The 5636-nt window shown below is 67.7% G+C and carries 7 protein-coding genes and 1 tRNA gene; 6 read left to right on the top strand and 2 right to left on the bottom strand.

The annotated features are described in order from the left end of the window. Nucleotides 1–302 (bottom strand): 4Fe-4S dicluster domain-containing protein (locus FW784_RS12120; protein ID WP_149353600.1); only part of this gene is annotated, 302 nt, incomplete at its 3' end. 168 nt (nucleotides 303–470) lie between these two features. On the opposite strand from FW784_RS12120, the gene rplM reads away from it, so the two are divergent. From rplM to maiA, 6 genes are all read left to right on the top strand, one after another. Further along, complete coding sequence (gene rplM, locus FW784_RS12115; RefSeq protein WP_149353599.1) at nucleotides 471–899, top strand: 50S ribosomal protein L13; 429 nt, start codon at nucleotides 471–473, stop codon at nucleotides 897–899. Between the two features lie 11 nt (nucleotides 900–910). Next, complete coding sequence (rpsI, locus tag FW784_RS12110) at nucleotides 911–1303, top strand: 30S ribosomal protein S9 (protein WP_149353598.1); 393 nt, start codon at nucleotides 911–913, stop codon at nucleotides 1301–1303. Nucleotides 1304–1366: 63 nt separating this feature from the next. Then, nucleotides 1367–1441, top strand: a tRNA-Gln gene (locus tag FW784_RS12105). Between the two features lie 71 nt (nucleotides 1442–1512). Then, nucleotides 1513–2259, top strand: a complete 747-nt coding sequence (locus FW784_RS12100) for a 2OG-Fe dioxygenase family protein (RefSeq protein WP_149353597.1) — start codon at nucleotides 1513–1515, stop codon at nucleotides 2257–2259. A gap of 200 nt (nucleotides 2260–2459) precedes the next feature. Beyond that, on the top strand, nucleotides 2460–3446 hold the full coding sequence (locus FW784_RS12095) for a fumarylacetoacetate hydrolase family protein (RefSeq protein ID WP_149353596.1): 987 nt from the start codon (nucleotides 2460–2462) through the stop codon (nucleotides 3444–3446). A gap of 78 nt (nucleotides 3447–3524) precedes the next feature. After that, nucleotides 3525–4196 (top strand): maleylacetoacetate isomerase, encoded by a 672-nt coding sequence (maiA, locus tag FW784_RS12090; protein ID WP_149353595.1) that lies wholly within the window; start codon nucleotides 3525–3527, stop codon nucleotides 4194–4196. Nucleotides 4197–4261: 65 nt separating this feature from the next. Here the strand turns inward: maiA and FW784_RS12085 are convergent, their stop codons facing one another. Beyond that, nucleotides 4262–5371, bottom strand: coding sequence for a PilT/PilU family type 4a pilus ATPase (locus FW784_RS12085; protein WP_149353594.1), 1110 nt, complete (start codon nucleotides 5369–5371; stop codon nucleotides 4262–4264). Nucleotides 5372–5636: the final 265 nt, after the last annotated feature.

The raw sequence follows: 5636 nt of genomic DNA, 5'->3' as shown, positions 1-5636 counted from the left end.
CGTCGAACCCGCTGGCGGCGCCGGGCCTCCAGCAGCAGCGCGCCATACTCGACGCCTGCCGGACACGCTGCCTCGCACCGTCGGCAAGCGAGGCAGTTGTCCAGATGCGTGTCGCCGGCCGCCGTCGGTTCGAGCGCATCCAGTGCCCACGCCCGCGCGACGGCGATCCGCCCGCGCGGCGATTCGGCCTCGGTGCGGTCGTGCCGATAGGTGGGACAGACCGGCAGGCACAGCCCGCATTGCACGCACTGGTCTGCCAGCGCGACCAGCGGATCGGCAGGGGGCGGTCGGGGCGAGGGCATCGGCCGATGCTAGCGCGCTCTTGACGCGGCTTGCACGCGCACGGGCCGCCGGCTACACTTCCGCTTCTTTGTTCCTCGGAACTTCGGTTCCAACAACGCGTGGCGACGTTCGGACCGGCTCCCAGCCGTCCCAACCAACCCGACCAGGCACCCACCAAGAGTTTTGTCATGAAGACCTTTATCGCCAAGTCCGAGACCGTCCAGCGCGACTGGTATCTCGTCGACGCCTCCGGCAAGACCCTCGGCCGCCTGGCCTCGGAGCTCGCCCGCCGCCTCCGCGGCAAGCACAAGCCCGTTTTCACCCCGCACGTCGACACCGGTGATTACCTGGTCGTCGTCAATGCGGAAAAGATCGCGGTGACCGGCAACAAGCTGGCCGACAAGAAGTACCACCGGTTCACCGGCTACGTCGGCAACCTCAAGACCGAGACCCTCGCGCAGGCGCTCGAGCGCCATCCGGAGCGCGTCATCGAGATCGCCGTCAAGGGCATGCTGCCCAAGGGCCCGCTGGGCCGCGCGATGTACCGCAAGCTCAAGGTCTACAAGGGTGCCGAGCACCCGCACGCCGCGCAGCAGCCGCAGACGCTCGACATCTAAGGTCCAAGAACATGGCTACCCAGCAGAATTACGGCACCGGCCGCCGCAAGTCCTCCACCGCCCGCGTGTACCTGCGCAAGGGCTCGGGCAATATCACCGTCAACCAGCGTCCGGTCGATGAGTTCTTTGGCCGCGAGACGGCGCGCATGATCGTGCGCCAGCCGCTCGAACTGACCAACTCCACCGACAAGTTCGACGTCGTGGTGACAGTTGCAGGCGGCGGCATCACCGGCCAGGCCGGTGCTATCCGTCTCGGCATTGCCCGCGCGCTCGTCGAATACGACGAAGCACTGAAGGGTGACCTGCGCCGCGCCGGCTTCATGACCCGCGACGCCCGCGAAGTCGAGCGCAAGAAGGTTGGCCTGCACAAGGCTCGCCGCGCCACGCAGTTCTCGAAGCGCTAATCGCGCTTCGACGGATGCTGGCGGGTTTGCCGGCAGCATCCGCCGCGCTAGAATTTGCTCCATAGCCCCGTCGCCAAGCGGTAAGGCACCTGACTCTGACTCAGGCATTCGGTGGTTCGAATCCATCCGGGGCTGCCATACAAGGTTGCATGCAACCACCGAAGACCCGCCGCGTGCGGGTTTTCGCGTTTCCGGGGTGAGGAGCCGCAATGGTCGTTCGCTTTCCGCCGCCCGTAGTCGCGCCCGGTCGGGTTGCCGACCGGCTCGGCCAGCGTGGCTACGCGGTCGTGGCGGCCGAGGGCGTCGCCACGCTTTGCGGCTCGAACCTCGATGAACTCGCCGCGCTCGAACCTTCCTGGGATGCGCTCGTCCGCGACGCATACCTGCGTGACGGGGGCCGCTACCGACGCCGCCGGCACGCATGCTTCGTCGTCGACGGGGACGCGATCACACAGGCGCCGCAGCGCGCACACTGGCAGCCGTTGGACTACAACGCCTTGCACGGCGGCATGCACCGCTGGTTCGAGCCGGTGACGCCCGAGGTGATCGGCCTGCCGGGGTTTTCCGCGCTGCTGCGCGGCCTTGGGCGCCTGTTCTCATCGGTGCGCGCCGCGCCGCGCTGGTTCGTCGAAGCCCATCAGTTCCGCATAGACACCGCCGACGGCGTCGGCCGGCCGACGCCGGAGGGCGCGCATCGTGACGGCGTGGATTTCGTCGCCGTGCTGCTGGTGTCGCGGGTCGGCGTCAAGGGCGGCGAGACACGCGTGTTCGAGGCCGACGGCCCCGCGGGCGAGCGGTTCACGCTCGAGCAGCCGTGGTCCGCGCTGCTGCTCGACGATACGCGGGTGATCCACGAGTCGACACCGATCCAGCCCATCGACGCCGCGAGCGTGGGTCATCGCGACACGCTCGTGCTGACGTACCGCGAGGGGGCATTCCAGGGTGACGATCCGTAGTTGGATCCTCCGCATCGTCACCGGAAATGCGGCTGTCACGGAAGCATCGGAATGCGGCGCCTGTCGTGTGCCTACGCGTAACGGTGCCGCCGCCCGGATCGCGCCGAAGCCGCGCTGCGGTTGCAACCGTCGACGCCGCCCGAGCGGTCGTTACAATTGAAACCATTGCGCCGTCCGGCGCCGGTTCTCTGGAGTCACCGATGAAGCTGGGTTCCCTGAAGGAAGGCGGCCGCGACGGCACGCTGGTCGTCGTATCGAGGAACCTGAAGCGCGCGGTGCGCGCCGACGCGATCGCACCGACGCTGCAGCTGGCGCTGGAGGACTGGACGAACGTCGCGCCGCGTCTCAATGCGCTCTTCGAGTCGCTGGAAGCCGGCAACGCCGCGGGCGCGTTCGACCTCGACGTTGCAGAACTGGCCGCGCCGCTGCCGCGCGCATACGAATTCGTCGACGGCTCGGCCTACCTGCCGCACGTGGAGCGCGTCCGCCGCGCGCGCGGCGCACAGGTGCCCGAGAGCTTCTACACGGATCCGCTGATGTACCAGGCGACCAGCGCCGGCTTCCTTGGCCCCCGCGACGCGGTCCGTGTGCCCAGCGAGAGCTACGGCATCGACCTCGAGGCCGAGGTGGTCGTCGTCACGGACGACGTGCCGATGGCGGTGACGCCGGACGAAGCGGCGTCGCACATCCAGCTCGTCGGCATCATCAACGACGTCTCGCTGCGCGCGCTGATTCCGGACGAGTTGGCCAAGGGCTTCGGCTTCCTGCAGTCCAAGCCGCGCTCGGCGCTCGGGCCCGTGTTCGTGACGCCCGACGAGCTCGGCGATGCATGGAAGGACAACAAGCTGCACCTGCCGATGCTCACCCACATCAACGGCGAATGGTTCGGCGCGCCCGAAGCGGGCGTCGACATGCAGTTCGACTTCGCGCAACTCGTCGCGCACGTGGCCAAGACGCGCCCGCTGAGCGCGGGCACGATCGTCGGCTCCGGCACGGTGGCGAACGAGGACACCTCGCTGGGCGCTTCATGCTTCGCCGAGCGGCGCACGGTGGAGACGCTCGAGCTGGGCAAGCCGGTCACGCCCTTCATGAAGTTCGGCGACACCGTGCGCATCGAGATGCTCGACCGCGATGGCCGCAGCGTATTCGGCGCGATCGATCAGCGCATCGAGCCCTACACGCGCTGACGGACGGCAACGGGAGCGCACGCCGCGTCCACGCGGACGCGCTAACGTGGCGTGTCCCACCGCACCGAGGCGCCGACCGTGACCGATACTCTGCGCCTGTATTCTTACTGGCGGTCGAGCGCGGCGTACCGTGTGCGCATCGGCCTTGCGCTCAAGGGCCTGCCGTACGAGACCGTGCCGGTGCACCTGGTGCGCGACGGCGGCGAACAGCACCGCCCCGAGTTCCACGACGCCAACCCGCAGGAGCTGGTGCCCGTGCTGCAGCACGGCAACCGGCTTTACCGGCAATCGCTGGCGATCCTCGAATACCTCGACGAGACGTGGCCGGACACGCCGCTGCTCCCGTCGCTCGCGCGTGACCGTGCCCGCGTCCGGGCGCTCGCCCAGATCGTCGCCTGCGACATCCATCCGCTCAACAACCTGCGCGTGCTGCAGTTCTTCGAGAACGAGTGGAACGCGCCCGCGCCCGAGCGCGAGCAGTGGGTCCGCCACTGGATCACGCTCGGCTTCGATGCGCTGGAAGCGTCACTGGACGACAACCCGGCGACCGGCGAGTTCTGCGAGGGCGACGTGCCGACACTCGCCGATTGCTGCCTCGTGCCGCAGGCCTACAACGCGCGCCGCTTCGGCGTCGACACCGCGCGTTGGCCCACGATCGCGCGCATCGACAAGGCGTGCCTAGCGCTGCCCGCGTTCGATGCCGCGCGACCGGAGCGGCAACCCGACTGCCCGGAATCGCAGCGCGGCTGACGTCGACGCAACACGACGAGGCGACGCCGCTGCGCTCTCCGACCGTTCGCGTTGCGCCCGCGCGCTCACTGCGCCGGGTTGTACATCTCCGCATACGGATCGTGTTCGGCCTCGGCGCCTTCCGATAGCCGGAACTTGAGCGCGAGGCCGTCGCGCGAGTCGGCGGCGCGCAGGGCGCTTTCCATGTCGATGCGGCCTTCCTTCTGCAGCCGGAACAGGCACTGGTCGAACGTCTCCATGCCTTCCTCCAGCGTCTCCTCCATCGCGTGCTTGATCTCGTGCACCTGCCCGCGTCGCATCAGGTCGCGTACGTGCGGCGTGTTGATCAGCACTTCGGTCGCGGGCAGGCGGCGCCCATCCACGCCCGCGACGAGCCGCTGGCTCACCACCGCGCGAAGGTTGAGCGCGAGGTTCATCAGCACGTTCTTGTGCGCGGTTTCCGGAAAGAAATTGAGGATGCGCTCGAGCGTCTGGTCGGCATTGTTCGAGTGCAGCGTCGCAAGACACAGGTGGCCGGTTTCGGCGAACGAGATCGCGGCTTCCATGGTCGTGGCGTCGAGGATCTCGCCGATCAGGATGACGTCCGGCGCTTCGCGCATCGCGTTCTTCAACGCGGCGTGGAAGCTGTGCGTGTCGAGGCCGACCTCGCGCTGGTTCACGATCGACTTCTTGTGGCGATGCAGGAATTCGATCGGGTCCTCGATGGTGAGGATGTGGCCGGCCATGTTGCTGTTGCGGTAATCGATCATCGACGCCAGCGTCGTGGACTTGCCCGAGCCCGTGCTGCCGACGATCAGCACCAGGCCGCGCGGCGAGGTGATGATTTCCTTCAGCACCTGCGGCAGCTGCAGTTCCTCGATGGTGGGGATCACGCTGCGGATCGCACGGATCACCATGCCCACTTCGCCGCGTTGCTTGAACACGTTGACGCGGAAGCGGCCGGAGTCCGGAAGCGCGTACGCCATGTTGAGTTCGAGGTTGCGTTCGAACTCCGGCACCTGGCCTTCGTCCATCAGCGAGTACGCGATCTTCTTGACCATGCCCGACGGCAATCCGGTATTGCCGAGCGGCTGGAGTTTTCCTTCCACCTTGATGTAGACCGGAGCGCCCGTCGTCAGGAACATGTCCGACGCGTTCTTCTCGGTCATCAGCTTCAGGAAGTAGCCGATATCCATGCAGTGTCCTCGTATGGCATGCAGGTTTGCGCCGGTACAGCCGGCATGGCCACAATGACCGCGCGTCCCCACGCCACGGTCCGGGTTCCCATGCGTCCAAGCTTCGCACACCTTTCCAGCGCGCTTCTTGCCCCGGTTCTCACCCTGACGCTTGCGTCCTGCGCCTCGGTTCCGCCGCCGACAGGCGAGGTGGGCGCCGCCCAGCAGGCCGTCGCCCGTGCCGCGCAGGCCGACGCCGAGCAGTACGCCGCGCCCGAGTTTGCCG

Origin of the sequence: Cognatilysobacter lacus (genome assembly GCF_008274655.1) — a bacterium.
Lineage (GTDB): Bacteria > Pseudomonadota > Gammaproteobacteria > Xanthomonadales > Xanthomonadaceae > Cognatilysobacter > Cognatilysobacter lacus.
Note: the sequence above shows the minus strand (reverse complement) of the source record. Positions and strands in the feature narration are given on the sequence as shown.